This window comes from Enterobacter sp. 2VL, assembly GCF_005503595.1.
In the GTDB taxonomy this organism is placed as follows: domain Bacteria; phylum Pseudomonadota; class Gammaproteobacteria; order Enterobacterales; family Enterobacteriaceae; genus Enterobacter; species Enterobacter cancerogenus.
In genome coordinates this window covers 392955-418579 of record NZ_SCNE01000003.1, presented here as the reverse complement: position 1 = coordinate 418579, position 25625 = coordinate 392955, and the positions used below count along the sequence as shown (strand labels likewise).

General features: G+C 54.6%; 24 protein-coding genes and 6 tRNA genes. 15 read left to right on the top strand and 15 right to left on the bottom strand.

What is annotated here, in order from left to right; translation table 11 throughout:
• The first annotated feature begins 101 nt into the window (after positions 1-101).
• The 6 genes from FFS28_RS10180 to pdxK all read left to right on the top strand — a co-directional run bounded on the left by FFS28_RS10180 (position 102) and on the right by pdxK (position 5774).
• Positions 102-1115, top strand: coding sequence for a sulfate ABC transporter substrate-binding protein (locus FFS28_RS10180; RefSeq protein WP_137849468.1), 1014 nt, complete (start codon positions 102-104; stop codon positions 1113-1115).
• Complete coding sequence (gene cysT / locus FFS28_RS10175; protein ID WP_006176608.1) at positions 1115-1948, top strand: sulfate/thiosulfate ABC transporter permease CysT; 834 nt, start codon at positions 1115-1117, stop codon at positions 1946-1948. Before FFS28_RS10180 ends, cysT begins: the two co-directional genes overlap by 1 nt.
• Positions 1948-2823, top strand: a complete 876-nt coding sequence (cysW, locus tag FFS28_RS10170; RefSeq protein ID WP_006176607.1) for a sulfate/thiosulfate ABC transporter permease CysW — start codon at positions 1948-1950, stop codon at positions 2821-2823. The genes cysT and cysW overlap by 1 nt, the downstream gene beginning before the upstream one ends.
• Entirely contained in the window at positions 2813-3907 is a 1095-nt protein-coding gene (gene cysA / locus FFS28_RS10165; RefSeq protein WP_088207973.1) for a sulfate/thiosulfate ABC transporter ATP-binding protein CysA, read from the top strand. Before cysW ends, cysA begins: the two co-directional genes overlap by 11 nt.
• A 113-nt stretch (positions 3908-4020) precedes the next feature.
• Positions 4021-4932: a cysteine synthase CysM gene (cysM, locus tag FFS28_RS10160; protein ID WP_006176605.1), complete on the top strand. Its 912-nt coding sequence runs from the start codon at positions 4021-4023 to the stop codon at positions 4930-4932.
• 5 nt (positions 4933-4937) lie between these two features.
• On the top strand, positions 4938-5774 hold the full coding sequence (gene pdxK, locus FFS28_RS10155; RefSeq protein WP_137849467.1) for a pyridoxine/pyridoxal/pyridoxamine kinase: 837 nt from the start codon (positions 4938-4940) through the stop codon (positions 5772-5774).
• Positions 5775-5818: 44 nt separating this feature from the next.
• Here the strand turns inward: pdxK and crr are convergent, their stop codons facing one another.
• From crr to cysZ, 5 genes are all read right to left on the bottom strand, one after another.
• Positions 5819-6328, bottom strand: a complete 510-nt coding sequence (gene crr / locus FFS28_RS10150; RefSeq protein ID WP_003861316.1) for a PTS glucose transporter subunit IIA — start codon at positions 6326-6328, stop codon at positions 5819-5821.
• 39 nt (positions 6329-6367) lie between these two features.
• A complete protein-coding gene (ptsI, locus tag FFS28_RS10145) occupies positions 6368-8095 on the bottom strand; it encodes a phosphoenolpyruvate-protein phosphotransferase PtsI (RefSeq protein ID WP_006176603.1) in 1728 nt (575 codons plus the stop codon).
• Between the two features lie 44 nt (positions 8096-8139).
• Entirely contained in the window at positions 8140-8397 is a 258-nt protein-coding gene (gene ptsH, locus FFS28_RS10140) for a phosphocarrier protein Hpr (protein ID WP_000487600.1), read from the bottom strand.
• A 317-nt stretch (positions 8398-8714) separates the two neighbouring features.
• Positions 8715-9686 (bottom strand): cysteine synthase A, encoded by a 972-nt coding sequence (cysK, locus tag FFS28_RS10135; RefSeq protein ID WP_006176601.1) that lies wholly within the window; start codon positions 9684-9686, stop codon positions 8715-8717.
• Between the two features lie 163 nt (positions 9687-9849).
• Positions 9850-10611 carry a sulfate transporter CysZ gene (cysZ, locus tag FFS28_RS10130; protein ID WP_042320621.1) on the bottom strand — a complete coding sequence of 254 codons (762 nt, stop codon included), beginning with the start codon at positions 10609-10611 and terminating at the stop codon, positions 9850-9852.
• Positions 10612-10841: 230 nt separating this feature from the next.
• On the opposite strand from cysZ, the gene zipA reads away from it, so the two are divergent.
• From zipA to FFS28_RS10115, 3 genes are all read left to right on the top strand, one after another.
• The gene (gene zipA, locus FFS28_RS10125) at positions 10842-11837 is read left to right on the top strand and encodes a cell division protein ZipA (RefSeq protein ID WP_137849466.1); all 996 of its coding nucleotides are present in this window, start codon (positions 10842-10844) and stop codon (positions 11835-11837) included.
• A 69-nt stretch (positions 11838-11906) separates the two neighbouring features.
• A complete protein-coding gene (gene ligA / locus FFS28_RS10120) occupies positions 11907-13922 on the top strand; it encodes an NAD-dependent DNA ligase LigA (RefSeq protein ID WP_137849465.1) in 2016 nt (671 codons plus the stop codon).
• Position 13923: 1 nt separating this feature from the next.
• On the top strand, positions 13924-14139 hold the full coding sequence (locus FFS28_RS10115) for a DUF3820 family protein (protein WP_137849464.1): 216 nt from the start codon (positions 13924-13926) through the stop codon (positions 14137-14139).
• On the opposite strand, the gene FFS28_RS10110 is transcribed toward FFS28_RS10115, so the two are convergent.
• Entirely contained in the window at positions 14136-15131 is a 996-nt protein-coding gene (locus FFS28_RS10110; RefSeq protein ID WP_137849463.1) for a bile acid:sodium symporter family protein, read from the bottom strand. The two genes, FFS28_RS10115 and FFS28_RS10110, sit on opposite strands and share 4 nt — an antisense overlap.
• Before the next feature lie 89 nt (positions 15132-15220).
• Between FFS28_RS10110 and FFS28_RS10105 the strand changes: the two genes are divergently transcribed.
• On the top strand, positions 15221-16162 hold the full coding sequence (locus FFS28_RS10105) for a LysR family transcriptional regulator (RefSeq protein ID WP_137849462.1): 942 nt from the start codon (positions 15221-15223) through the stop codon (positions 16160-16162).
• On the opposite strand, the gene FFS28_RS10100 is transcribed toward FFS28_RS10105, so the two are convergent.
• The 5 genes from FFS28_RS10100 to FFS28_RS10080 form a co-directional block, all read right to left on the bottom strand.
• Positions 16153-16497, bottom strand: coding sequence for a FlxA-like family protein (locus FFS28_RS10100; protein WP_137849461.1), 345 nt, complete (start codon positions 16495-16497; stop codon positions 16153-16155). The two genes, FFS28_RS10105 and FFS28_RS10100, sit on opposite strands and share 10 nt — an antisense overlap.
• A 186-nt stretch (positions 16498-16683) precedes the next feature.
• Positions 16684-16759, bottom strand: a tRNA-Lys gene (locus tag FFS28_RS10095).
• Between the two features lie 4 nt (positions 16760-16763).
• Positions 16764-16839 (bottom strand) — tRNA-Val (locus tag FFS28_RS10090).
• A gap of 29 nt (positions 16840-16868) precedes the next feature.
• Positions 16869-16944, bottom strand: a tRNA-Val gene (locus FFS28_RS10085).
• 41 nt (positions 16945-16985) lie between these two features.
• A tRNA-Val gene (locus FFS28_RS10080) sits at positions 16986-17061 on the bottom strand.
• A gap of 259 nt (positions 17062-17320) precedes the next feature.
• Between FFS28_RS10080 and gltX the strand changes: the two genes are divergently transcribed.
• Positions 17321-18736, top strand: a complete 1416-nt coding sequence (gltX, locus tag FFS28_RS10075; protein WP_137849460.1) for a glutamate--tRNA ligase — start codon at positions 17321-17323, stop codon at positions 18734-18736.
• A gap of 51 nt (positions 18737-18787) precedes the next feature.
• On the opposite strand, the gene FFS28_RS10070 is transcribed toward gltX, so the two are convergent.
• A complete protein-coding gene (locus FFS28_RS10070) occupies positions 18788-19174 on the bottom strand; it encodes a YfeC-like transcriptional regulator (RefSeq protein ID WP_006176591.1) in 387 nt (128 codons plus the stop codon).
• A 1-nt stretch (position 19175) separates the two neighbouring features.
• Positions 19176-19538, bottom strand: coding sequence for a YfeC-like transcriptional regulator (locus FFS28_RS10065; protein WP_006176590.1), 363 nt, complete (start codon positions 19536-19538; stop codon positions 19176-19178).
• Between the two features lie 217 nt (positions 19539-19755).
• Between FFS28_RS10065 and FFS28_RS10060 the strand changes: the two genes are divergently transcribed.
• The 3 genes from FFS28_RS10060 (at position 19756) to FFS28_RS10050 (ending at position 22350) form a co-directional block, all read left to right on the top strand.
• A tRNA-Ala gene (locus FFS28_RS10060) sits at positions 19756-19831 on the top strand.
• A 41-nt stretch (positions 19832-19872) separates the two neighbouring features.
• Positions 19873-19948, top strand: a tRNA-Ala gene (locus FFS28_RS10055).
• Positions 19949-20160: 212 nt separating this feature from the next.
• Positions 20161-22350, top strand: coding sequence for a sensor domain-containing phosphodiesterase (locus FFS28_RS10050; RefSeq protein ID WP_137849459.1), 2190 nt, complete (start codon positions 20161-20163; stop codon positions 22348-22350).
• Positions 22351-22397: 47 nt separating this feature from the next.
• Here FFS28_RS10050 and FFS28_RS10045 read toward each other — a convergent pair whose 3' ends face one another.
• Entirely contained in the window at positions 22398-23585 is a 1188-nt protein-coding gene (locus FFS28_RS10045) for a NupC/NupG family nucleoside CNT transporter (RefSeq protein ID WP_137849458.1), read from the bottom strand.
• A 345-nt stretch (positions 23586-23930) separates the two neighbouring features.
• Between FFS28_RS10045 and FFS28_RS10040 the strand changes: the two genes are divergently transcribed.
• A complete protein-coding gene (locus FFS28_RS10040; RefSeq protein ID WP_006176587.1) occupies positions 23931-25169 on the top strand; it encodes an Nramp family divalent metal transporter in 1239 nt (412 codons plus the stop codon).
• Positions 25170-25216: 47 nt separating this feature from the next.
• On the opposite strand, the gene ypeC is transcribed toward FFS28_RS10040, so the two are convergent.
• On the bottom strand, positions 25217-25558 hold the full coding sequence (gene ypeC / locus FFS28_RS10035) for a DUF2502 domain-containing protein YpeC (RefSeq protein ID WP_006176586.1): 342 nt from the start codon (positions 25556-25558) through the stop codon (positions 25217-25219).
• Positions 25559-25625 lie beyond the last annotated feature (67 nt).

The window sequence follows — 25625 nt, the reverse complement described above, 5'->3', positions numbered from 1 at the left end:
TGCTTCTAAATCACCAAACGGTATATAAAACCGTTACTCCTTTCGTCCTCGTTATAAATATTATGACCATAAGATAGTCATCTCATTTATAAGGGTGCGCAATGGCCGCTTCTGTACTGAAAAAAGGTTCCCTGGCGCTGGCAGGTTTACTGCTGGTGGCACAGGCGCAGGCAACCGAGTTGCTGAACAGCTCGTATGATGTCTCCCGCGAGCTGTTTGCCGCCCTTAACCCGCCGTTTGAGCAGCAGTGGGCCAAAGACAACAACGGCGACAAGCTGACCATTAAGCAGTCTCATGCCGGTTCGTCCAAGCAGGCGCTGGCGATCCTGCAGGGGCTGAAAGCGGACGTGGTGACGTATAACCAGGTAACGGATGTGCAGATCCTGCACGACAAGGGCAAGCTGATCCCGGCGGACTGGCAGAGCCGCCTGCCGAACAACAGTTCGCCGTTCTACTCCACCATGGGCTTCCTGGTGCGCAAGGGCAACCCGAAAAATATCCACGACTGGAACGATCTCGTGCGCTCCGACGTGAAGCTTGTCTTCCCGAACCCAAAAACCTCCGGTAACGCGCGCTACACCTATCTGGCCGCGTGGGGCGCGGCGGACAAGGCGGACGGCAACGACAAAGCCAAAACCGAGCAGTTCATGACCCAGTTCCTGAAAAACGTCGAAGTGTTTGATACCGGCGGACGCGGAGCCACCACCACCTTCGCCGAGCGCGGCCTGGGTGACGTGCTGATCAGCTTCGAATCGGAAGTGAACAACATCCGCAAACAGTACGAGGCGCAGGGCTTCGAGGTGGTCATCCCGAAAACCAACATCCTGGCCGAGTTCCCGGTGGCGTGGGTGGATAAAAACGTGAAGGCCAACGGCACCGAGAAGGCGGCGAAGGCTTACCTGAACTATCTGTACAGCCCGCAGGCGCAGACCATCATTACTGATTATTACTACCGCGTGAATAACCCGGACGTGATGAACACGCTGAAGGATAAATTCCCGCAGACCGAGTTGTTCCGCGTGGAAGATCATTTTGGCACGTGGCCTGAGGTGATGAAGACGCACTTTGTCAGTGGCGGAGAGTTAGACAAACTGCTGGCGGCGGGGCGTAAGTAATGTTTGCAGGATCAACAAGACGCGTGCTGCCGGGCTTTACCCTGAGCCTCGGGACCAGCCTGCTGTTCGTCTGCCTGATTTTGCTGTTGCCGCTCAGCGCGCTGGTCATGCAGCTCGCCCAGATGAGCTGGGCGCAGTACTGGGAGGTCATTACCAACCCGCAGGTGGTGGCGGCCTATAAAGTCACGCTGCTGTCGGCGTTTGTGGCCTCCATTTTTAACGGCGTGTTCGGCCTGCTGATGGCGTGGATCTTAACCCGCTACCGTTTCCCGGGCCGTACGCTGCTGGATGCGCTGATGGACCTGCCGTTTGCGCTTCCGACCGCGGTTGCAGGCTTAACGCTGGCGTCGCTGTTCTCCGTCAACGGGTTTTACGGCGAGTGGCTGGCGAAGTTTGATATCAAAGTGACCTATACCTGGCTTGGTATCGCAGTGGCGATGGCCTTTACCAGCATCCCGTTCGTGGTGCGTACCGTTCAGCCGGTGCTGGAAGAGTTAGGCCCGGAGTATGAAGAGGCGGCAGAAACGTTGGGTGCCACGCGCTGGCAGAGTTTTCGCAAGGTGGTGCTGCCGGAGCTGTCTCCGGCGCTGCTGGCGGGCGTGGCGCTGTCGTTTACCCGCAGCCTCGGCGAGTTCGGCGCGGTGATTTTCATCGCCGGGAATATCGCGTGGAAAACGGAAGTGACCTCGCTGATGATTTTTGTGCGTTTGCAGGAGTTTGATTATCCGGCGGCCAGTGCGATTGCCTCGGTGATCCTCGCCGCGTCGCTGCTGCTGCTGTTCTCGATTAACACTCTGCAAAGTCGCTTTGGTCGACGCGTGGTAGGTCACTGATGGCGGAAGTTACTCAATTGAAGCGCTATGACGCGCCCCGTATCAACTGGGGTAAATGGTTTCTGATTGGCACGGGCGTGCTGGTGTCGGCGTTTATTCTCGTCGTGCCGATGGTCTACATCTTTGTACAGGCGTTCAGCAAAGGGCTGATGCCTGCGCTGGAAAACCTGGCGAACCCGGATATGCTCCACGCCATCTGGCTGACCGTGCTGATTGCGCTGATCACCGTGCCGGTGAACCTGGTGTTCGGCACGCTGCTGGCCTGGCTGGTGACGCGCTTTAACTTCCCAGGCCGTCAGCTTTTGCTGACCCTGCTGGATATCCCCTTTGCGGTTTCGCCGGTGGTGGCGGGCCTGGTTTACCTGCTGTTCTACGGTTCCAACGGCCCGCTGGGCGGCTGGCTGGACGAGCATAACCTGCAAATCATGTTCGCCTGGCCGGGCATGGTGCTGGTGACGGTTTTTGTCACCTGTCCGTTTGTGGTGCGCGAGCTGGTTCCGGTGATGTTAAGTCAGGGCAGCCATGAAGACGAAGCGGCGGTGCTGCTGGGCGCCTCCGGCTGGCAGATGTTCCGTCGCGTCACGCTGCCGAATATCCGCTGGGCACTGCTCTATGGCGTGGTGCTGACCAACGCCCGCGCGATTGGTGAATTTGGTGCGGTGTCGGTGGTGTCCGGCTCGATCCGCGGCGAAACCCTGTCGCTGCCGTTACAGATTGAATTACTGGAACAGGACTACAACACCGTCGGTTCCTTTACTGCCGCAGCGTTGCTGACGCTGATGGCGATTTTGACCCTGTTTTTGAAGAGTGTGGTGCAGTGGCGTTTAGAGAATCAGGAAAAACGTCAGCATCAGGAGGGAAATCATGAGCATTGAGATTGCCAATATTAAGAAGTCTTTTGGTCGCACCCAGGTGCTGAATGATATCTCGCTGGATATCCCTTCCGGACAAATGGTCGCGCTGCTGGGGCCGTCTGGCTCCGGTAAAACCACGCTGCTGCGTATCATCGCCGGGCTTGAGCACCAGACCAGCGGACACATCCGCTTCCACGGTACCGACGTGAGCCGCCTGCATGCCCGCGACCGTAAGGTGGGCTTTGTGTTCCAGCACTACGCGCTGTTCCGCCACATGACCGTATTCGACAACATCGCCTTTGGCCTGACCGTGCTGCCGCGTCGCGAGCGTCCCAGTGCGGCAGCCATCAAAGCGAAAGTGACCAAACTGCTGGAGATGGTGCAGCTCGCTCATCTGGCGGACCGTTTTCCCGCCCAGCTTTCCGGCGGTCAGAAACAGCGTGTCGCCCTGGCGCGCGCGCTGGCCGTTGAGCCGCAGATCCTGCTGCTGGACGAACCGTTCGGCGCGCTGGACGCGCAGGTGCGAAAAGAGCTACGCCGCTGGCTGCGTCAGCTGCACGAAGAGCTTAAGTTTACCAGCGTCTTCGTGACCCACGATCAGGAAGAGGCGATGGAAGTCGCGGACCGCGTGGTGGTGATGAGCCAGGGGAACATTGAGCAGGTAGACGAGCCGGAACAACTCTGGCGCGAGCCGTCCACCCGCTTCGTGCTCGAATTCATGGGGGAAGTGAACCGCCTGCAGGGCACCATTCGCGGCGGCCAGTTCCACGTCGGCGCGCACCGCTGGCCGCTGGGCTACACCTCCGCCCATCAGGGGCCGGTGGATCTGTTCCTGCGTCCGTGGGAAGTGGACGTCAGCCGTCGTACCAGCCTGGATTCACCGCTGCCGGTGCAGGTTCTTGAGGCTAGCCCTAAAGGGCACTACACCCAACTGGTGGTACAACCGCTGGGCTGGTACACCGAGCCGCTGACCGTGGTGATGCGTGATGACGTGCCGCCGCACCGGGGTGAACGCCTGTTTGTGGGCCTGCAGCATGCCCGTATTTATCATGGCAACGAGCGTATTGAGACGCGCGAGGATATTGCTCTGGCGGAGTCGGCCTGATAGGTTAGGATTACGTAGTTTTGCCGGGTGGCGCTGCGCTTACCCGGTCTACAATATGACGTCTGTAGGCCCGGATCGCTGCACGCCACCGGGCTTTTTATTGGACAGCGATCATGAATACATTAGAACACACCATCGGCAATACCCCTCTGGTCAAACTACAGCGCCTGGGGCCTGACAATGGCAGCGAAATCTGGGTCAAACTTGAAGGCAATAACCCCGCTGGGTCGGTAAAAGATCGGGCGGCGCTGTCGATGATAGTCGAGGCCGAAAAACGCGGTGAAATTAAGCCCGGCGACGTATTGATTGAGGCAACCAGCGGCAACACGGGCATTGCGCTGGCGATGATTGCCGCGCTCAAAGGCTACCGGATGAAGCTTTTAATGCCGGACAACATGAGCCAGGAGCGCCGTGCGGCAATGCGTGCCTACGGCGCAGAGCTGATTCTGGTCACCAAAGAGCAGGGGATGGAAGGGGCGCGCGACCTGGCGTTAGAGATGGCCGGGCGCGGCGAAGGCAAGCTGCTCGACCAGTTCAACAATCCCGATAACCCGTACGCTCACTACACCACCACCGGGCCAGAAATCTGGCAACAAACCGGAGGGCGCATCAGCCACTTTGTCTCCAGCATGGGCACAACCGGCACCATTACCGGCGTGTCGCGTTTTCTGCGCGAGCAGGAAAAAGCGGTCACCATCGTCGGCCTGCAGCCGGAAGAGGGAAGCAGCATCCCCGGCATTCGCCGCTGGCCTGCAGAGTACATGCCGGGCATTTTTAATGCGCAGCTGGTGGACCTGGTGCTGGATATTCACCAGCGTGAGGCGGAGAATACCATGCGTGAGCTGGCCGTGCGTGAAGGTATCTTCTGCGGCGTCAGTTCGGGTGGCGCGGTAGCCGGTGCGATCCGGGTAGCGCAGGACAATCCGGGCGCGGTGGTGGTGGCAATAATCTGCGATCGCGGGGATCGTTATCTTTCTACCGGCGTCTTTGGTGAAGAGAGTTATTCGCAGGGGGCGGGGATTTAAGCGTCATGGAGATGATTTTATTCCGGGATAAAACCCGGGCGCAGCAAACCGACATTGTTGCCGTGCAGTCGCAGGTGGTTTACGGCAGCGTGGGTAACAGCATTGCGGTGCCGAATATCAGGACCCATCAACTGAACGTTACGGCGGTGCCAACGGTGCTGTTCAGCAATACACCCCATTACGATACGTTTTACGGCGGGGTGATCCCGGACGAGTGGTTTAGCGGCTATCTGAAGGCGCTGGAAGAGCGCGAGATTTTGCGCGAGCTTAAAGCCGTGACCACGGGCTATATGGGTAGCGCCAGCCAGATTGCGCTGCTGTCTCACTGGCTGAAAGCGATTAAGGTTCAGCATCCCGACCTGCTGGTGCTGGTTGACCCGGTTATCGGGGACATCGACAGCGGCATGTACGTGAAGCCCGATATCCCGGAAGCCTACCGTCAGCACCTGCTGCCGCTGGCGCAGGGGATTACGCCTAACGTCTTTGAACTCGAGGTGCTCAGCGGCAAACCGTGCCGCACACCTGAAAGCGCCATCGCGGCGGCTCAGGAGTTGCTCTCAGACACGCTGAAATGGGTAGCCATCACCAGCGCGCCCGTTGCTGACGCCCCGGAAAACATCCATGTGGTGCTGGTCACCCGGGAAGGCGTTACCGTGAGCGCGCACCCGCGCGTGAAGACGGACCTGAAAGGCACCGGCGATCTTTTCTGCTCTGAGCTGGTGAGCGGTATCGTTGAAGGAAAGAGCGTTGCAGAGGCGATTCGCACGGCGGGGGACCGCGTCACCGAGGTGATGATGTTCACGCATGAAAAAGGCTATGACGAGCTTATTCTTCCTGCATAAACAAAAATGGCGCCCGAAGGCGCCATTTTTCTGTGCGGCAAGAATTACTTCTTGATGCGGATAACCGGGGTTTCACCCACGGTCACGCTGCCAGACAGTTTGATCAGTTCTTTGATTTCATCCATGTTGGAGATAACAACCGGCGTCAGGGTAGACTTGGCTTTTTCTTCCAGCAGTGGCAGATCGAATTCAATCACCGGGTCGCCAACTTTAACGCGCTGGCCTTCTTCTGCGATACGTTTGAAGCCTTCGCCTTTCAGTTCAACGGTGTCGATACCGAAGTGAACGAACAGTTCGATACCGCTATCAGATTCGATAGAGAACGCATGGTTGGTTTCAAAAATTTTACCGATGGTGCCGTCAACTGGAGCAACCATTTTGTTGCCAGTTGGTTTGATAGCAATGCCATCACCAACGATTTTCTCAGCAAACACTACATCCGGCACGTCTTCGATGTTGACGATCTCGCCGGAGAGCGGAGCAACAATCTCAATAGTTCCGGAGTCTTTCTTGTCATCAGAAACCAGAGATTTCAGTTTATCGAACAAACCCATGATCTTCTCCTAAGCAGTAATTGGGCCGCATCTCGTGGATTAGCAGATTGTTTTTTCTTCAATGAACTTGTTAACCAGCGTCATTAACTCGTCCGTTGTCGGTTGAGCAAGAGCCTGCTCTGCTAATACCTTCGCATCTTCGAAGTTCGTGTTACGGATAATCTTCTTAATGCGAGGGATGGAAATGGCGCTCATAGAGAATTCGTCCAGACCCATACCCAGCAACAGAAGTGTAGCACGTTCGTCGCCTGCAAGCTCACCGCACATGCCAGTCCATTTACCTTCTGCATGAGAAGCATCAATAACTTGCTTAATAAGCGTCAGTACGGACGGTGACATTGGCTGGTAGAGATGTGAAATCATATCATTACCACGGTCAACTGCCAGGGTGTACTGCGTTAAATCATTGGTACCGATACTAAAGAAATCAACTTCTTTGGCTAAATGACGCGCAATGGTCGCCGCCGCTGGTGTTTCTACCATCACGCCGATCTCGATTGACTCGTCAAAGGCTTTGCCTTCGTCGCGCAGCTCCTGTTTGTAGATTTCGATCTCTTTTTTCAGTGCACGCACTTCTTCAACAGAGATGATCATCGGGAACATAATGCGCAGCTTACCGAACGCAGAGGCACGCAGGATAGCGCGAACCTGGTCACGCAGGATCTCTTTACGATCCATGGCGATACGAACCGCACGCCAGCCCAGGAACGGGTTCTCTTCTTTCGGGAAGTTCATGTACGGCAGCTCTTTGTCGCCACCGATGTCCATGGTACGTACGATAACCGCCTGAGAGCCACAGGCTTCAGCCACCGCTTTGTAAGCAGCGAACTGCTCTTCTTCGGTTGGCAGTGCGTCGCGGTCCATGAACAGGAATTCAGTACGATACAGACCGACACCTTCCGCGCCGTTGCGCTCAGCGCCGTCGACGTCGCGGACGGTACCGATGTTAGCGCACACTTCAACCTGATGACCGTCCAGCGTAATGGCTGGCAGATCTTTCAGCTTAGCGAGTTCCGCTTTCTCGGTAGCAACCTGCTCCTGAACGGTGCGCAGCTGCTCGATCACGTCGTTAGTTGGGTTGACGTAAACCACATTGTTTACGGCATCCAGAATCAGATAGTCGTCGTTTTTCACCTGAGAGGTGACGCTACCGGTACCCACGATGGCAGGCAGTTCCAGAGAACGCGCCATGATAGAGGTGTGGGAGGTACGTCCACCCGCATCGGTGATGAAACCCAGCACCTTGTTCAGGTTCAGCTGTGCGGTTTCAGACGGGGTCAGATCGGCGGCAACCAGGATAACTTCGTCCTGAATCGCGCTCAGATCGATAATGGCCAGACCCAGGATGTTGCGCAGCAGGCGCTTACCGATGTCACGTACGTCCGCCGCACGCTCTTTCAGGTATTCATCATCCAGTTCTTCCAGGGCAGTTGCCTGACCTTCGATAACTTCATGCGCAGCTGCATCAGCCGTCATGCCTTTATCTTTAATCAGGGCTATGATTTCCTGCTCCAGCTCCTCATCTTCGAGCAGCATGATGTGCCCTTCGAAGATAGCTTCTTTTTCTTCACCGAAAGTTTCACCAGCTTTAGTTTTGATCGCTTCCAGTTGCGCAGATGCCTTGGCACGACCGCTCAGAAAACGTTCAACTTCCTGATCAACCTTGTCGGCAGAAATTTTTTTCCGGTCGATGACGATCTCGTCTTCTTTCAGCAGCAGTGCTTTGCCGAAAGCGATACCCGGGGATGCTAAAATGCCTGAAATCATAACCCTACCTTACTTGTGACTGATATATAAAAGAACCCGTAAACTTACTCGAGCTCAGCCATCAGTTTTACCAGATGCTCAACTGCTTTCTGCTCATCTTCGCCTTCTGCGGAGATGGTCACAACGGTACCCTGAGTCAGGCCCAGAGTTTGCAGTTTGAACAGGCTTTTTGCGCTGGCGCTTTTGCCGTTGGAAGTCACAGTGATTTCAGAAGTGAAGCCTTTCGCTTCTTTAACAAACTGAGCAGCAGGGCGGGTATGCAGACCGTTCGGAGCGGTAATGGTAACTTCTTGCTGGAACATTGTATTTCCCCAACTTATAGGTTTAGTGTTGTGGAACTAAAGTCTAGCCTGGCGACTTAACTTTAGCCTGTATTGTTAGCGCTGACGTTTCTACCGTCATTAAACATTATGCAGTGAAAGCAAGACTTGAACCAAATCATAAAATCGATTCAGCAAGGCGATTTCGTTGAATGATTAATTTCGCGCTTCAAAATAATTGCTGGTTTAAATACCAGACCAGACGGGGTGAATCAATGCCAGGAGGGGTAAAACTTTGAAGCAGACCACAAAAAAGCACCCGAAAAGGTGCTTTTTTACGCGTTTTTAACATGCTGGCATTACTGTTGCAGCTCTTTTTCAGTAAAGAGATCGGCGAACAGGGCAGTACTTAAGTAACGCTCACCCGAGGAAGGCAGGATAACCACAATATTCTTATTGGTAAAGGTTTCATCTTCCTGAAGCTTGAGCGCCGCCGCGACGGCCGCACCTGAAGAGATACCGGCCAGAATGCCTTCTTCGTCCATCAGACGACGCGCGGTGGAGATCGCCTCTTCGTTAGTAATAGCGACAACCTTGTCGATCAGCTTCAGATCCAGGTTACCCGGAATGAAGCCCGCGCCAATGCCCTGGATTTTATGCGGGCCTGGTTTCAGCTCTTCACCCGCCAGCGCCTGAGCAATCACCGGGGAGTCGGTTGGCTCCACGGCCACGGTGATCAGATCTTTTTTGCCTTTGGTGCCTTTAATATAGCGCGATACGCCCGTCAGGGTGCCGCCGGTACCCACGCCGGAGATGAATACATCAACCTGGCCGTCGGTATCTTCCCAGATTTCCGGGCCGGTGGTTTTCTCGTGAATTTCCGGGTTTGCCGGATTGCTGAACTGCTGCAGCAGCAGGTATTTGGCCGGGTCGCTCGCCACAATCTCTTCGGCTTTCTGGATGGCCCCTTTCATGCCTTTTGCGCCTTCGGTCAGCACCAGGTTTGCACCCAGCGCTTTCAGCAGCTTGCGACGTTCAATACTCATGGTTTCAGGCATGGTCAGCGTCAGCTTATAGCCGCGCGCGGCAGCCACGTAGGCCAGAGCAATACCGGTGTTGCCGCTGGTAGGCTCAACCAGCTCAACGCCAGGCTTCAGCACGCCACGTTTTTCGGCATCCCAAATCATGTTTGCACCGATACGGCATTTCACGCTGAAGCTCGGGTTACGAGATTCGACCTTCGCCAGGATGCGTCCATTACCGATACGGTTCAGTCGAACCAGGGGCGTATGACCGATAGTCAGCGAGTTGTCTTCATAAATCTTACTCATGGCCTGTCCTTAACTGTATGAAATTGGGATACCGACCCAGCATACCTGTAGTACAGGTAGGGGGAAGTAAGGAATTCGCATATCTATATGCTGCAAGGAAATAATGGGGATCAGTATGGAATAAGGGAGAGCATGAGCTACTCCCTCTTTACACATTTTTGCATTATTTCCATAACGCGTGCTTAGCACGGTAGCAGTCCACCCACATTGCGGTGGCACCGCACACAGCGACCGGCATGATGAACAGATTCAGGAACGGGATCATGGTGAACAGGCTGGTCAACGCGCCGAACTGCATGTTGGCCACCTTCTGCGTTCGCAGGGCGGTGCGCATCTCTTTGAACGGCACCTTATGGTTATCGAAGGGGTAGTCGCAGTACTGGATGGCGAGCATCCACGCGCTGAACAGGAACCACAGCACCGGGGCCACCGTCTGCCCGATGCCCGGCACGAAATAGAGAATGAGCAGGACAATCGCGCGCGGCAGGTACCATGCAAACTTTTGCCACTCGCGCTTCATGATGCGCGGCACATCTTTCATGATGCCCAGTACGCCCGTGTCCGGCGGTGTCGCACCGGTCAGTCGCGCTTCCAGCTGTTCCGCCAGCAGGCCGTTAAACGGCGCGGCGATCCAGTTGGCAATCGTTGAGAAGAAATAGCCAAACACCAGCAGCACGGACACAACCGCAACCGGCCACAGCAGGTAGTTCAGCCACTGTAGCCAGTCCGGCACGTAGCTCATCAGCGAGGGGATCCAGCTTTCCAGCTTCGTGAACAGCCACCAGAACGCGCCGCCCATCAGCAGGATGTTGATCAGCAGTGGCAGAATAACAAAGCGGCGAATACCCGGCAGGGAGACCAGTTTCCAGCCCTGAGAGAAATACCACACGCCGCTGCGGGGCGTAGAAGACGATGTTGAAACCATAACCAGGCTGTACTCCTTTTTACACAACCAGTGAAATTGCCCGCCTATATTATCCAGTTGCGGGCCAATGACCAGTTCGGAAATGTTCGAAAAAACAGCAAAAAGCACGTTTTAGCGCATCTTTATGCTGTGAATGCTCTGCATACACTTGCACTTGACGTAAACGGCAAATACTCTTAGTGAGTAAATGTTTGCCGTGGTGGCAAGGTGTTAGAACAACAGAGAATATAATGATGCAGGATTTGCGTCTGATATTAATCATTGTTGGCGCGATCGCCATAATCGCTTTACTGGTCCATGGTTTCTGGACCAGCCGTAAAGAGCGCTCTTCTATGTTTCGCGATCGCCCACTGAAGCGCATGAAGTCCAGTCGTGAAGACGATGACGGTGAAGACGACATCGTAGGAAGCGACGACGACGGCGTGGGTGAAGTTCGTGTTCATCGGGTCAATACTGCGCCCGGCGTAGCGCATGGGGAGCATGACGCCCCTCGTCCTGCGCAGCACCAGTATCAACCGCCGTATGCCCCTGCCCAGCCGCGCCAGCCCGCGCAGCCGCCTGTTCAGGAGCCGGTGCGTCAACCGCAACAGCCTGTTCAGCAGCAGCCTGCCGCGCCACAACCGGTGCAGCAGCAACCTGTTCACCAGCCTGTGCAGCAACCGGTACAACAACCGGTACAACAACCGCAGCCGCAGCCGATGCAACAGCCGCAACCGCAGCCTGAACCCGTGCAGCCCGCTCCGGCACCGCTCGTTGAGCCAGAGCCGGTTGTTGAGCCAGAGCCGGTCGTTGAAAAACCGCAGCGCAAGGAAACGGTCATCATCATGAACGTGGCCGCGCATCACGGTAGCCACCTCAACGGTGACGTGTTGCTCAACAGCATTCAACAGGCAGGCTTCAAGTTTGGCGATATGAACATCTTCCATCGCCACCTAAGCCCGGACGGCAGCGGCCCGGCGCTGTTTAGCCTCGCCAATATGGTGAATCCTGGCACCTTTGATCCTGAAATGACTGGGGATTTCGTGACGCCGGGGATCACCATCTTTATGCAGGTGCCTTCCTACGGTGACGAGCTGCAAAACTTTAAGCTGATGCTGCAGTCTGCCCAGCACATTGCCGACGAAGTGGGCGGTGTGGTGCTTGACGATCAGCGTCGGATGATGACGCCGCAAAAACTGCGCGAGTATCAGGACCGCATCCGCGACGTTAAGGAAGCGAACGCATAATACACGCGCTCACTTCACCACCTCCTCAACCCCCGCATGTCGGGGGTTTTTTCTCATTGATGGTGCGATATGGACTCAATCGAACAACAACTCACTGAACTGCGAACCACGCTTCGCCATCATGAATATCTCTATCACGTTATGGACGCGCCGGAAGTGCCGGATGCGGAGTATGACCGCCTGATGCGTGAGCTGCGTGAATTAGAAGCGCAGCATCCCGAGCTCATTACCCCGGACTCCCCAACGCAGCGCGTCGGTGCAGAGCCGCTGGGTGCATTCAGTCAGGTGCGTCATGAAGTGCCTATGCTGTCGCTGGATAACGTCTTTGATGAAGAGAGTTTTCTGGCATTCAACAAGCGCGTGCAGGATCGGCTTAAAAGCAGCGATGCGCTGAGCTGGTGCTGCGAGCTAAAGCTGGACGGCCTGGCCGTCAGCATTCTGTATGAAAACGGCATACTGGTGCGCGCGGCGACCCGCGGCGACGGCACCACGGGTGAGGATATCACCACGAACGTTCGTACTATTCGCGCCATCCCGCTGAAGCTGCACGGCGATAACATTCCTGCGCGTCTTGAAGTGCGCGGGGAAGTGTTCCTGCCACAGGCGGGCTTTGAAAAGATTAACGAAGAGGCGCGTCGGACCGGCGGCAAAGTGTTTGCTAACCCGCGTAATGCGGCGGCGGGCTCCTTACGCCAGCTTGATCCGCGTATCACCGCGAAGCGACCGCTGACGTTCTTCTGCTACGGTGTGGGCATTCTGGAGGGCGGTGAACTGCCTGATACGCATCTGGGCCGTTTGCTGCAGTTCAAGGCCTGGGGGCTGCCGGTAAGCAACCGCGTGCAGCTCTGTGATTCCCCTGAGGCCGTGCTGGCGTTCTACCACAAGGTGGAAGAAGATCGTCCGACCCTGGGCTTTGACATCGACGGCGTGGTGATTAAGGTCAATTCGCTGGCGTTACAGGAGCAGTTAGGCTTTGTCGCACGCGCGCCGCGTTGGGCGGTGGCCTTTAAATTCCCGGCGCAGGAGCAGATGACCTTTGTTCGCGACGTGGAGTTTCAGGTCGGGCGCACCGGGGCGATCACGCCGGTGGCGCGTCTTGAGCCGGTGCAGGTGGCTGGCGTGCTCGTCAGCAATGCGACGCTGCACAATGCCGATGAAATTGCGCGCCTGGGGCTGCGCATTGGCGACAAGGTGGTGATTCGCCGTGCGGGTGATGTGATCCCGCAGGTGGTGAACGTCGTGGAGTCAGAGCGCCCGGACGAGACCCGTGCAATTGAGTTCCCTTCACATTGTCCGGTATGCGGTTCGGACGTTGAACGCGTTGAAGGTGAGGCCGTAACGCGCTGCACCGGCGGCTTGATCTGCGGGGCCCAGCGCAAAGAGTCGCTGAAGCACTTCGTTTCACGCCGCGCCATGGACGTCGACGGCATGGGCGACAAAATCATCGATCAGTTGGTGGAAAAAGAGTACGTCCATACGCCAGCCGATCTGTTTAAGCTGACGGCGGGTAAACTGACCGGTCTTGATCGCATGGGGCCGAAGTCGGCGCAAAATGTGGTGAACGCCCTCGAAACCGCCAAAAAGACGACCTTTGCCCGTTTCCTTTATGCGCTGGGTATTCGTGAAGTGGGCGAAGCTACGGCCGCTGGTCTGGCCGCGTATTTCGGTACCCTGGAGGCGCTGGAGAAAGCCAGTATCGACGAACTGCAAAAAGTCCCGGACGTTGGAATTGTGGTCGCGACGCATGTCTTTAACTTCTTTGCTGAAGAGAGCAACCGCGAGGTTATCGGCAAGCTGCTGGCCGAAGGGATCAGCTGGCCTGCGCCGGTTGTGGTGAATGCCGAGGAAATAGACAGCCCGTTCGCCGGTAAAACGGTGGTCCTGACAGGGAGCCTGAGCCAGCTTTCACGTGATGATGCGAAAGCGCGTCTGGTGGCGTTGGGCGCAAAAGTGGCGGGCAGCGTATCGAAGAAAACCGACATGGTGATCGCCGGGGAAGCCGCCGGTTCGAAGCTTGCTAAAGCGCAGGAGCTGGGCATTGAGGTAATCGACGAGGCGGAAATGCTGCGCCTGTTGGGAGAATAACGTGGAGAAAGAGCAGCTTATCGACATCGCCAACACGGAGATGCCGTTCGGCAAGTATAAAGGCCGCAGGCTAATTGATTTGCCGGAAGAGTATTTGCTGTGGTTTGCCCGTGAGGACGAGTTTCCCGCCGGACGGCTGGGCGAACTTATGGCTATTACGTTACTGGTTAAAACCGAGGGGCTGACACAGCTGGTTCAGCCCCTGAAACGCCCTTAAGCTTTCGCGGCGCGGGTCTCTTCCTGCGCCTGCTTTTCTGTCTGACGCTTGTAGCGACGCGCCAGCACCGCGCAGACCATCAGCTGGATCTGATGGAAAATCATCAGTGGCAGCACCATCATCCCTATCATCGAAGTTGGAAAAAGAATGTTGGCCATCGGGATACCGTTCGCCAGGCTCTTTTTCGATCCGCAGAAGACAATGGTAATTTCATCGGCTTTGTTGAAGCCGCATTTGCGTGCCACAAACACGTTCACTGCAATGACTATCGCCAGCAGAACAATGCTTACCACCACGATGAAGAGCAGCGAGCCAGCACCGACTTTATGCCAGATGCCATTGACCACGGCTTCACTGAAGGCGGAGTAGACCACCAGCAGGATTGACGTCTGATCGGTTTTTGAAATCCACTTTTTGTGCTTCGTAACGAAGTTCGCCGTCCACGGACGGGATAGGTGCCCAAGCACAAACGGCAGGAGCAGCTGCAGACAGATCTTCCCGACCTGCTCCAGGTTACCTTCCGCGCCATGCATGTTCATCAGCAGCCCGACCAGCAGCGGCGAGACAAAAATGCCCAACAGGCTGGAGGCGGAAGCCGAACACACCGCCGCCGCAACGTTACCACCTGCCAGCGACGTAAACGCAATTGCGGACTGCACGGTAGCGGGCAAAATGCACAGATACAGGAAGCCGGTATAGAGCGCCGGGTCGACGTTAACCGGTGCCCACCAGGCAAAAAGGACGCCGAGAACGGGGAAGAGAATGAAGGTGCTGCACATCACCCACAGGTGCAATCGCCAGTGGCTGCCGCCTGCGATGATCGCTTCACGCGACAGTTTTGCACCGTGCATAAAGAACAGCAGGGCGATGGCCGCCGTGGTCAGCCCTTCAAAAAAGGGAACGAATCCGCCGCGTGCCGGAAAGAACGAGGCCAGCAGAACGGTGACGATGAGGGTAAGCGTAAAAGGATCAAGGATACGAAAGAGTTTCATAATGACTCCTGAATGCAGATATGGCTATTGTGCTTTTTTCGATTTGAGAAATAAAATTGATTTATTGCATCCATATATGAATAAAACAGATGAATTACTCACTCCGCCAGCTACGCATTTTTGTCACCGTTGCCCATGCCCGAAGTTTTAGCCGGGCAGGGGAGATGATTGGGTTGAGCCAGTCCGCCGTTAGCCACAGCGTTAAAGAGCTGGAAAACCAGACCGGCGTGAAGCTGCTCGACCGCACCACGCGCGAAGTCGTGCTTACCGAGGCCGGGCTACAGCTGGCGACGCGGCTGGAACGGCTACTGGATGAATTGAACAGCACATTGCGGGATGTGGGGCGGCTCGGACAGCAGCTTTCGGGTACCGTGCGGGTGGCGGCGAGCCAGACCATCTCTGCTCACCTCATTCCGCAATGTATTGCCGAGAGCAACCGCCGCTACCCGGACATAGATTTTGTTCTTCACGACCGTCCACAGCAGTGGGTGCTTGAGAGCATACGTCAGGGGGAGGTGGATTTCGGTATCGTTATCGATCCGGGGCAGGTGAGCGATCTGGAGACGGAGATTGTGCTTTCAGAGCCTTTCCTGCTGCTGTGCCGCGACGACGATCCGCTGGCTCTGCTGCCGCACGTTGACTGGATGGCGCTGCAGGGCGCGAACCTGGTTTTGCAGGATTACGCCTCGGGAAGCCGTCCGCTGATTGATGCTGCGCTTATTGCGCAGGGCGTGCAGGCGGAGATTGTGCAGGAGATTGGGCACCCTGCCACGCTGTTTCCGATGGTGGAGGCGGGAATTGGCATCAGCGTGCTACCGGCGCTGGCCTTGCCCCTGCCGCAGGGTAGCCGTCTGACGGTGAAGCGACTGGTTCCCTGTATTGAACGTCAACTGATGCTGGTGCGTCGTAAAAACCGCTCGTTGTCGGGCGCGGCACAGGCTGTCTGGGAAGGGGTGCGCATTCAGGCCCGGAAGCTAACCGAGGCTCGCACGCGCGACCCGCTGTTCCACGCGCCGGAACGTCAGATATAGATGTCAATCTGACGATCGTCTGAAGGAATATTTACCCCTTCAACGCGGGCCTGCTTCTGCTCATGTTTTTGCTGCGCCTCTTCGGCCTGCTGACGCTGAAGTTGCGCCAGCTGTGTCTGCAAAAGCTTAATCTGCGACTGAATGATATCCTGCTGTTTTTTCTTATCTTCTACACTGCCGCTGCCGTTAGGGATATCTTTTAACTGCTGCGTCAGTTTGACGATTTTTGCTGTGATACGGCTAATCTGAGCTGCGATATCGTTACTGCTTGAGTTGCCGCTTCCGCCGCTGCTGCTGGTTTGCAGAGAGGGAGTTGATGTCTGAATGGTTGTCATGCTTTTTCCTCGCGCCATAAAACAGAGATATCGGCAAAAAAAGGATTAGCTTGAGGGAAATTGCTATACGGCGTAGAGGGTTAGGGGAGCGCTGATTGCCTCACTGCGTTCGGCTTAACCTGCTGCAGGTTCGAATCATTAAAATCGCAGATAGCAAAAAGGCGCCTTTAGGGCGCCTTTTTACATTGGTGGGTCGTGCAGGATTCGAACCTGCGACCAATTGATTAAAAGTCAACTGCTCTACCAACTGAGCTAACGACCCGAAATGGTGGGCGATGACGGGCTCGAACCGCCGACCCCCTCCGTGTAAAGGAGATGCTCTACCAACTGAGCTAATCGCCCATTTCGGAACTGCTGCGATAAGGTGAGAATGGTGGGCGATGACGGGCTCGAACCGCCGACCCCCTCCGTGTAAAGGAGATGCTCTACCAACTGAGCTAATCGCCCAATCTCAATTCTTATCTACACTGCGAGCCTACCGAAGTAGATGGTGGGTGATGACGGGCTCGAACCGCCGACCCCCTCCGTGTAAAGGAGATGCTCTACCAACTGAGCTAATCACCCCCGCTGTGTGGAGTCGCATTATAGGGAGAGTTGAAAATGAGTCAACGCCTTTTCTAAAGTTTTTATTCGTTCGTCGTAAATTTAAACAAAGCGATCGCAAAATGGGCTGTGGAGCTTGAATTCTAAACAAAAACAGTAAACTCGAGCCTGATGCAGGGATCGACATTGAGGAATCGCCCTACAGTGATAGAATATTGCCCATTGTTTTTTCCCCCGGGATTCGCCGGATGCCGGCACCTTTATAACGTAAGGCCAATTCATGAAAATCAAAACCCGCTTCGCGCCAAGCCCGACAGGCTATCTGCACGTCGGTGGCGCACGTACCGCGCTCTATTCCTGGCTTTTTGCACGCCATAACAAGGGCGAGTTCGTACTGCGTATTGAAGACACCGATCTCGAACGCTCCACGCCGGAAGCAATTGAAGCCATTATGGATGGGATGAACTGGCTGAATCTGGAGTGGGATGAAGGCCCGTATTTCCAGACCAAACGTTTTGACCGTTATAACGCGGTCATCGACGAGATGCTCGTGGCGGGCACGGCCTATAAATGCTACTGCTCCAAAGAACGTCTGGATGCGCTGCGCGAAGAGCAGATGGCCAATGGCGAAAAACCACGTTATGACGGCCGCTGCCGTCACGACCATAGCGAACACGCTGCCGACGAGCCGTGCGTGGTGCGTTTTGCTAACCCGCAGGACGGCTCTGTTATCTTTGATGACCAGATCCGCGGGCCGATTGAATTCAGCAACCAGGAGCTGGACGACCTGATCATCCGCCGTACGGATGGCTCCCCGACCTATAACTTCTGCGTTGTGGTTGACGACTGGGATATGGAAATCACCCATGTTATTCGTGGTGAAGACCATATCAACAACACTCCACGCCAGATCAACATCCTCAAAGCGCTGAATGCCCCTGTGCCTGTGTATGCGCACGTCTCCATGATTAACGGTGATGACGGTAAAAAGCTCTCCAAACGCCATGGCGCGGTGAGCGTTATGCAGTACCGCGATGATGGCTATCTGCCAGAAGCGCTGCTGAACTATCTGGTGCGTCTGGGCTGGGCAAGTGGTGACCAGGAGATCTTCAGCCGTGAAGAGATGATCGAGCTGTTCTCGCTTAACTCCGTGAGCAAGTCTGCCAGCGCGTTCAACACGGACAAACTGCTGTGGCTGAACCATCACTACATCAACACCATGCCGCCAGAATATGTGGCAACGTACCTGCAGTGGCATATTGAGCAGGCGAACATCGATACCCGTACCGGCCCTGAGCTGGCGGATCTGGTCAAGCTGCTGGGCGAGCGCTGCAAAACCCTCAAAGAGATCGCGGAAAGCTGCCGCTATTTCTATGAAGAGTTTGACGAGTTCGATGCCGACGCGGCGAAGAAACACCTGCGCCCGGTCGCTCGTCAGCCGCTGGAAGTGGTACGTGACAAACTGGCTGCCATCACCGACTGGACGGCTGAGAATATCCATCACGCAATTCAGGCAACCGCCGATGAGCTGGAAGTCGGCATGGGTAAAGTCGGTATGCCACTGCGCGTTGCGGTAACCGGTGCGGGCCAGTCTCCTGCGCTGGATGTCACCGTCCACGCTATCGGTAAATCACGCAGCGTCGCGCGTATTAACAAAGCGCTGGGCTTTATTGCAGAGCGTGAAAGCCAGCAGTAATTGAGCTTTGGCTAAAAAAACGGCAGTTTACACTGCCGTTTTTTATGCCTGCTATTCAGCGATGCCCAGTCGCGCAAGAAAACCATGAATGCCTTCGCGAGCCAGCAAAACGTGCAAACGTTCCTGCTCGTCCTGCGTCATATTTTCCAGCGAATCGATTATTTGCGGGAGCAGGCCCGACGTGGGCGGTTGACCGTATAACGTGGGCGCTTCTGCCAGCTGGTACATCGTCTGACGGTTACGCACGGCGGGAAGGCTCATGATATGCCCCTTCACGCGACCATCAATATGTATAAGCCGCGCTCTGCCGCCTTTCACGCCGTTGATACCTTCCGTTTTCCAGCCTTTCTGGCGTATCCAGCGGTTCACGGTTTGTCTTGCGACCCCCAGGCTATCAGCCAGCTCTTCCGTGGTCATTTTACTGCGTATTCTTTTCATATCAGTTCTGGTCGCGTATCCCTAAACGTTGCAACAATCCGGTAATCCCTTCCCGCAGTAACAGAGATGTCATCTGCTTTTGCTCATCCGGCGTCATTTCATTCGCCAGCGTCAGAAGTAAAGTGCGAAGCGCGCCGTCCTGGCCGCCGCTTTCCGGCATTTCAGCGGTGTCTGGAGCCTTACGTGCGCTGCGGATAAATTCCCGCACTCTCTCATTCACATGTACCAGACGCGCCTTACCGCCCTGAACTCCTGGTTTTGGCGATGTAATCCAACCCTCTTTACGAACCCATTTATTGATGGTCTGTCGGCTATAGCCAGTGAGCAAGGCCAATTCTTCTGGCGTCATTCGTTCCTTGATCATGCAATTTCCTGAGTATTCGTGTGGTTACTTAGTGGTTCATCTTATAGCACCGTTTTACGTGAAAACGTGACAGGCTTAACTACTGGCTGCGAGCAGGCTCGCAAAACGGTTCATTTGACTGATTTTTCGGCGGTTGAAAGTTAAAGGCTTATTTTGCCGTTGACACTCAGCAGCGGAATTCATATTATGCCGCCCGTCAACATGACAGCTTTACGACGGGGCTATAGCTCAGCTGGGAGAGCGCCTGCATGGCATGCAGGAGGTCAGCGGTTCGATCCCGCTTAGCTCCACCAAACTCTGAACCCAACAGAGTGCGGTAGGTAAAGTAACATGTGGGGCTATAGCTCAGCTGGGAGAGCGCTTGCATGGCATGCAAGAGGTCAGCGGTTCGATCCCGCTTAGCTCCACCAAAATTTGAACCCTCGTCGAAAGACGGGGGTTTTTTTATGCGTCTGTAACAGCTTTACGATCCTTTTGTTGCCATCCACGCGGCTTTCTATACACCAGCTAAATCTAAATCAATAAAGTTAACGGTTTATAGCGTTCAACTTGATTCGTACAATTAATAAACCTATTATCCGAATGGTCAATACGAAGAAATGTAAATAGATAGCCAAAATTAATGAAAAGAAAAACTGACAATAATGTAAAGATAGCAATGCTTGCCCTGGCATTGTGTCTGATTACCGTCCCTTTTTCCCGCTATATTTCTCCTCGGGCGGTTGTTAACGGCTACGAGGTTTATTTGGCCTGGTTGCCGTTGAGCGTAATGCTGGCCGCCGTTTTATTATTTGGCCGACGGGCGGTTATTCCGGTTCTGATAAGCATTATTGTAACAAATATTTATAATCTTCACTTAAACGCGCTTCAGCACGTTATCTTATTATTTTGTCAGACTTTTCCCGTGTTTGCGGCGTGCGGTCTGCTACGTCTGGCGATCGGGCGCCGCTGGCGGCACAGCGTGCCAAATAAATATATTGGCATGCGTATTTTTTGGCTCGGCTTTATGGTACCAGTCGGGATTAAACTCCTGATGTATCTTGCAGGCTATTTATTTGATTTCCCTGTAGCGGTCTCCACTTTCTTCGGAGAAGGCTCCGCTATTTATAACATCATTGATATTCAAAGCCTGATTTGTGCAGCGCTGATATTTACCATGATGTTCTATTACCCATTAAGAATGATAATGAATCCCGGCTACGCCAGGGTGTTCTGGCGTCGAAGCGTAAAGCCGTTTCTTTTCAGTAAAAAGCCGTTATTTATCATCGTCTGGTTAACGCTGTTAGTTCTCTTTATCGCAATTTTATGTGCGCCCTTTGAGTCGCCGATTATTGCTGGCTACCTGATGCCGATCGTCTTTATCCTCTTCACGCTGGGGATACGCCGTCTGAGCTATGCGCTGATCTCCTTGCTATGGGCTGTATCAGCCCTGATGCTGCTGACCTACAATTACAACTTTTTGAATGGCGTAGAAACGGGCTACTCGCTCTCCTTTATCTTGTCGGTGCTGATCTCATTTGCTATCTGCCTGCTCTATATGTCGAAGATCTACCGTCGCAGTGAGTGGATGAAGCAGGGCTGGCAGGAAAGGGCGCTCACCGATCCGTTGACCGGGTTACCAAACATCCGCGCGCTGGAAGACTACCTGCAGGACCACCCCGACGCCAAAGTCTGTTGTCTGCGGATGGACAACCTGGAGTTCCTCAGCCGCCATTACGGCATACTGATGCGGGTACATTGCAAACGATCGGTCACCGCCACCCTTCAGCCTTATTTGCAACATGAGGAAAAGCTCTTTCAGCTACCCGGTAGCGAGCTGGTTGTAGTGTTGCTTGGGCCGGAACCGTCCGAGCGGCTCCAGTACATGGTGGATCACCTGAACAGCCGGAAGATTATCTGGAACAAAACGGCGCTGGAAATCGAGTTCGGTGCAGCGTGGGGCGAAGTGGAAGGCGGTGAGCATTTGCACCCTATGCTGGGCCAGCTGAGCTGGCTTGCAGAACAATCCTGCGCAACCCACCGCGTTCTGGGGCTGACCAACAGCCTGGAGACCGTCTCGGGCCAGACAACGGATCGGGTGTTGATGCTGGGCCGTATTAAGCGGGCGCTCGAAGAGGGTGGCCTTCGTCTGTACGCGCAGCCCATCCAGAACGCGCAGGGGAAGGGGTATTACGAGATTTTGACCCGTATAGAGAGCGAGGGCGAAATCATCACACCTGACCGCTTTATCCCGCTTGTTGCCCAGTTTAACCTGAGCCATCGGTTTGATATGAGCGTGGTTGAAAGCCTTCTGGAATGGCTTAAGAACCACCCGGAACCACACGCCGAAACGCGTTTCTCCGTCAACCTGATGCCGCTGACGCTGATGCAAAAAGAGGCGGCGAGCGAGATTATTCAGCTCTTTGAGCGCTATTTTGTCAGCCCAAATGCAGTGGTCATCGAAATAACCGAAGAGCAGGCCTTCTCTAATTCCGGCGCGAGCATTAAAAATATCCAGACGCTTCGGGAGTATGGCTTCCGCATAGCAATCGATGATTTTGGCACGGGATACGCCAACTACGAGCGCCTCAAACGCCTGCAGGCTGACATCATTAAGATTGATGGCTGCTTCGTCAAAGATATCTGTAGTGACAGCATGGACGCGATGATCGTCCAGTCAATATGCAATCTGGCGAAGACGAAATCGCTCTGCGTGGTGGCTGAATATGTAGAGACACCGGAGCAGCGAGAGATGCTGCTGCGCTTCGGGGTGGATTATCTGCAGGGGTATCTTATCGGCAAACCCGCGCCGCTAAGCGAACTGCAGGCATAAAAAAACCGGGAGCCACAAGGCTCCCGGTTTTTATTTCACGGTATGGGTTACAGGACCAGCGCCGCGATAGAGGCGGAGAGCACGCTGACCAGCGTCGAACCGTACACCAGCTTCAGACCAAAGCGAGAAACCACGTTGCCCTGTTCTTCGTTCAGACCTTTAATCGCACCGGCGATAATACCGATGGATGAGAAGTTGGCGAAAGAAACCAGGAACACAGAGAGGATGCCTTCTGCGCGCGGCGAGAGCGTGCTGGCAATTTTCTGCAGATCCATCATTGCAACAAATTCGTTAGACACCAGCTTGGTGGCCATGATACTGCCGACCTGCAGCGCTTCGTGAGCCGGAACACCCATTACCCAGGCAACAGGGTAGAAGATATAGCCCAGAATGCCCTGGAAGGAGATACCGAGCACCGCCGCGAACAGGGCGTTCAGGGCAGAAATCAAGGCGATAAAGCCGATCAGCATTGCCGCAACGATAATCGCAACCTTAAAGCCCGCCAGAATGTATTCACCCAGCATTTCGAAGAAGCTCTGACCTTCATGCAGATTTGCCATCTGCAGGTTCTCTTCGCCCTCTTCAACACGGTATGGGTTGATCAGAGACAGAACGATAAAGGTGCTGAACATGTTCAGAACCAGTGCCGCAACAACGTATTTTGGCTCCAGCATGGTCATGTATGCGCCAACAATCGACATGGAAACGGTAGACATCGCCGTTGCAGCCATGGTGTACATACGATTGCGGGACATTTTGCCGAGGATGTCTTTATACGCGATAAAGTTCTCAGACTGACCGAGGATCAGGGAGCTTACGGCGTTGAAAGATTCCAGTTTGCCCATACCGTTCACTTTTGACAGCACGGTACCGATAGCGCGGATAACAACAGGCAACACGCGGATGTGCTGCAAAATACCAATCAGCGCAGAGATAAAGACGATAGGGCACAGCACTTTCAGGAAGAAGAACGCCAGGCCTTGATCGTTCATATTACCGAAGACGAAATTGGTCCCTTCGTTGGCAAACCCGAGCAGTTTTTCAAACATTTCGGAAAAGCCTTTGACGAAGCCGAGTCCCACGTTGGAGTTCAGGAAGAACCACGCGAGTAAAACTTCAATAACCAGAAGCTGAACAACAAAGCGGATGCGGATTTCTTTGCGGTCATGGCTGACCAGCAACGCAAGCGCAGTAACGACAACGAGTGCCAGGACAAAATGAAGGACGCGGTCCATATTTGCTCCAAATATGAGGCAGGTTTAATTTCCGTGCACATTCTATGTAACAAGCGCAAAGAAAACGAGATCAAGGCCACACTATAGTTACATCCTGTGACGAGTCTCAAAAATAGTGATCAACAATACATTTTTGTTATGTTAGGTAAATGAGTGAAAAGTTAAGTTTGTGTGCTACGCTTCACAAATGACTGCGCATTTTCACAATCTGTGATGTCGCACCACCTGCCCACCTATTGTTCTTAGCTATCAATGAAATCATTTTTAACCACCTAAATGGTCTTGATAATCATTCTCATTTTGATAGCATAAAACATAGCAAAGGCTATATTTCCAGAGGCAGACATGACAAACAGTCGCGTAGAGGGTAGCAGTGGCAGAGCAGCACGCAAGTTGCGGTTCGCGTTAATGGGACCTGCGTTCATTGCTGCTATTGGCTATATCGATCCGGGTAATTTTGCGACCAACATTCAGGCCGGGGCCAGCTTCGGCTATAAACTGCTGTGGGTGGTAGTCTGGGCCAACTTCATGGCGATGCTGATCCAGATGCTTTCGGCAAAGCTGGGTATTGCCACAGGTAAAAACCTGGCGGAGCAGATCCGCGACCACTATCCGCGTCCGGCGGTGTGGCTGTACTGGATCCAGGCGGAAATTATCGCCATGGCGACCGATCTCGCCGAATTTATCGGGGCGGCTATCGGCTTCAAGCTGATTTTAGGCGTGTCGCTGCTGCAGGGTGCCGTGCTGACCGGGATTGCGACGTTCCTGATTTTGATGCTGCAGCGTCGCGGGCAAAAACCGCTCGAAAAGGTGATTGGTGGTCTGCTGCTGTTTGTGGCTGCAGCCTATATTGTTGAGCTGGTATTTTCTCAGCCGAATCTGGTGCAGCTCGGTAAAGGGATGGCGATCCCGAGCCTGCCTAATACCGAAGCCGTATTCCTGGCGGCAGGGGTGCTGGGCGCAACCATCATGCCGCACGTTATCTATCTCCACTCTTCATTAACCCAGGATTTGCACGGCGGAACGCGTAAAGACCGCTACTCCGCCACTAAATGGGACGTGGCGATCGCCATGACCATTGCCGGATTTGTGAACCTGGCGATGATGGCAACCGCAGCTGCCGCTTTCCATTTTAATGGGCATACGGGCGTCGCCGATCTTGATCAGGCCTATCTGACCCTCGAACCCTTACTTAGCCACGCCGCGGCGACCATCTTCGGGCTTAGCCTGGTGGCTGCCGGCCTCTCCTCAACCGTGGTGGGTACGCTGGCCGGGCAGGTGGTAATGCAGGGCTTTGTGCGCTTTCATATTCCGCTCTGGGTACGTCGCGCGGTCACAATGCTGCCATCCTTCATCGTCATTCTGATGGGGCTGGATCCCACCCGTATTCTGGTGATGAGTCAGGTCTTACTGAGCTTTGGTATCGCGCTGGCGCTGGTGCCGCTGCTGATATTTACCAGTGACAAATCGCTGATGGGGGAGTTAGTGAACACCACGCTGGTGAAAAGAGCGGGGTGGGCCATCGTCGTGGTGGTGGTGGCGCTCAACCTGTGGCTGCTGGCAGGAACGGCATTAGGGTTATAAATAAAAAAAAGCAAAAAGAAAAAGGAGCCGCGAGGCTCCTTTGTTCATTAATGATGATGGCCGTGACCATGGCCTCTGCCGTGACCTCTGCCACCGCGATGGTCGTCGCGATCGCGCCAGCCTTCACGGTAGCCGCGTTCATAGGCTTTGCGCTTGTCCCAGCCGCGGTGATAGCCATTGTCGTGTCTCCACCAGCGGTTTTTACGCCATTCATAATGGTGGTGCCAGTAATCGCGGTCGCGCCAGCCACCGCCGTCCCAGTAGTTACCGTAATTATCACGATCGCCAATTTGTAATTTTACGGATGGCAACAGGGTGATTTCGCCCGCGTTAGCAACCAGCGGTGCAGCAGCCAGTAAAACGGCAGCCAGAATCAGTGACCTGAACATACTTTTCTCCTTCACGATCGGGGCCTTGTGTGGCCTGTTAACGCAATATTACGAGTTGGTAAAGACT

Excerpts from the sequence above, each read along its gene's own strand:
- FFS28_RS10180 (WP_137849468.1), top strand. The coding sequence starts at position 102 with ATGGCCGCTTCTGTACTGAAAAAAGGTTCCCTGGCGCTGGCAGGTTTA.
- cysT (WP_006176608.1), top strand. The coding sequence starts at position 1,115 with ATGTTTGCAGGATCAACAAGACGCGTGCTGCCGGGCTTTACCCTGAGC.
- cysW (WP_006176607.1), top strand. The coding sequence starts at position 1,948 with ATGGCGGAAGTTACTCAATTGAAGCGCTATGACGCGCCCCGTATCAAC.
- cysA (WP_088207973.1), top strand. The coding sequence starts at position 2,813 with ATGAGCATTGAGATTGCCAATATTAAGAAGTCTTTTGGTCGCACCCAG.
- cysM (WP_006176605.1), top strand. The coding sequence starts at position 4,021 with ATGAATACATTAGAACACACCATCGGCAATACCCCTCTGGTCAAACTA.
- pdxK (WP_137849467.1), top strand. The coding sequence starts at position 4,938 with ATGGAGATGATTTTATTCCGGGATAAAACCCGGGCGCAGCAAACCGAC.
- crr (WP_003861316.1), bottom strand. The coding sequence starts at position 6,328 with ATGGGTTTGTTCGATAAACTGAAATCTCTGGTTTCTGATGACAAGAAA.
- ptsI (WP_006176603.1), bottom strand. The coding sequence starts at position 8,095 with ATGATTTCAGGCATTTTAGCATCCCCGGGTATCGCTTTCGGCAAAGCA.
- ptsH (WP_000487600.1), bottom strand. The coding sequence starts at position 8,397 with ATGTTCCAGCAAGAAGTTACCATTACCGCTCCGAACGGTCTGCATACC.
- cysK (WP_006176601.1), bottom strand. The coding sequence starts at position 9,686 with ATGAGTAAGATTTATGAAGACAACTCGCTGACTATCGGTCATACGCCC.
- cysZ (WP_042320621.1), bottom strand. The coding sequence starts at position 10,611 with ATGGTTTCAACATCGTCTTCTACGCCCCGCAGCGGCGTGTGGTATTTC.
- zipA (WP_137849466.1), top strand. The coding sequence starts at position 10,842 with ATGATGCAGGATTTGCGTCTGATATTAATCATTGTTGGCGCGATCGCC.
- ligA (WP_137849465.1), top strand. The coding sequence starts at position 11,907 with ATGGACTCAATCGAACAACAACTCACTGAACTGCGAACCACGCTTCGC.
- FFS28_RS10110 (WP_137849463.1), bottom strand. The coding sequence starts at position 15,131 with ATGAAACTCTTTCGTATCCTTGATCCTTTTACGCTTACCCTCATCGTC.
- FFS28_RS10105 (WP_137849462.1), top strand. The coding sequence starts at position 15,221 with ATGAATTACTCACTCCGCCAGCTACGCATTTTTGTCACCGTTGCCCAT.
- FFS28_RS10100 (WP_137849461.1), bottom strand. The coding sequence starts at position 16,497 with ATGACAACCATTCAGACATCAACTCCCTCTCTGCAAACCAGCAGCAGC.
- gltX (WP_137849460.1), top strand. The coding sequence starts at position 17,321 with ATGAAAATCAAAACCCGCTTCGCGCCAAGCCCGACAGGCTATCTGCAC.
- FFS28_RS10070 (WP_006176591.1), bottom strand. The coding sequence starts at position 19,174 with ATGAAAAGAATACGCAGTAAAATGACCACGGAAGAGCTGGCTGATAGC.
- FFS28_RS10065 (WP_006176590.1), bottom strand. The coding sequence starts at position 19,538 with ATGATCAAGGAACGAATGACGCCAGAAGAATTGGCCTTGCTCACTGGC.
- FFS28_RS10050 (WP_137849459.1), top strand. The coding sequence starts at position 20,161 with ATGAAAAGAAAAACTGACAATAATGTAAAGATAGCAATGCTTGCCCTG.
- FFS28_RS10045 (WP_137849458.1), bottom strand. The coding sequence starts at position 23,585 with ATGGACCGCGTCCTTCATTTTGTCCTGGCACTCGTTGTCGTTACTGCG.
- FFS28_RS10040 (WP_006176587.1), top strand. The coding sequence starts at position 23,931 with ATGACAAACAGTCGCGTAGAGGGTAGCAGTGGCAGAGCAGCACGCAAG.
- ypeC (WP_006176586.1), bottom strand. The coding sequence starts at position 25,558 with ATGTTCAGGTCACTGATTCTGGCTGCCGTTTTACTGGCTGCTGCACCG.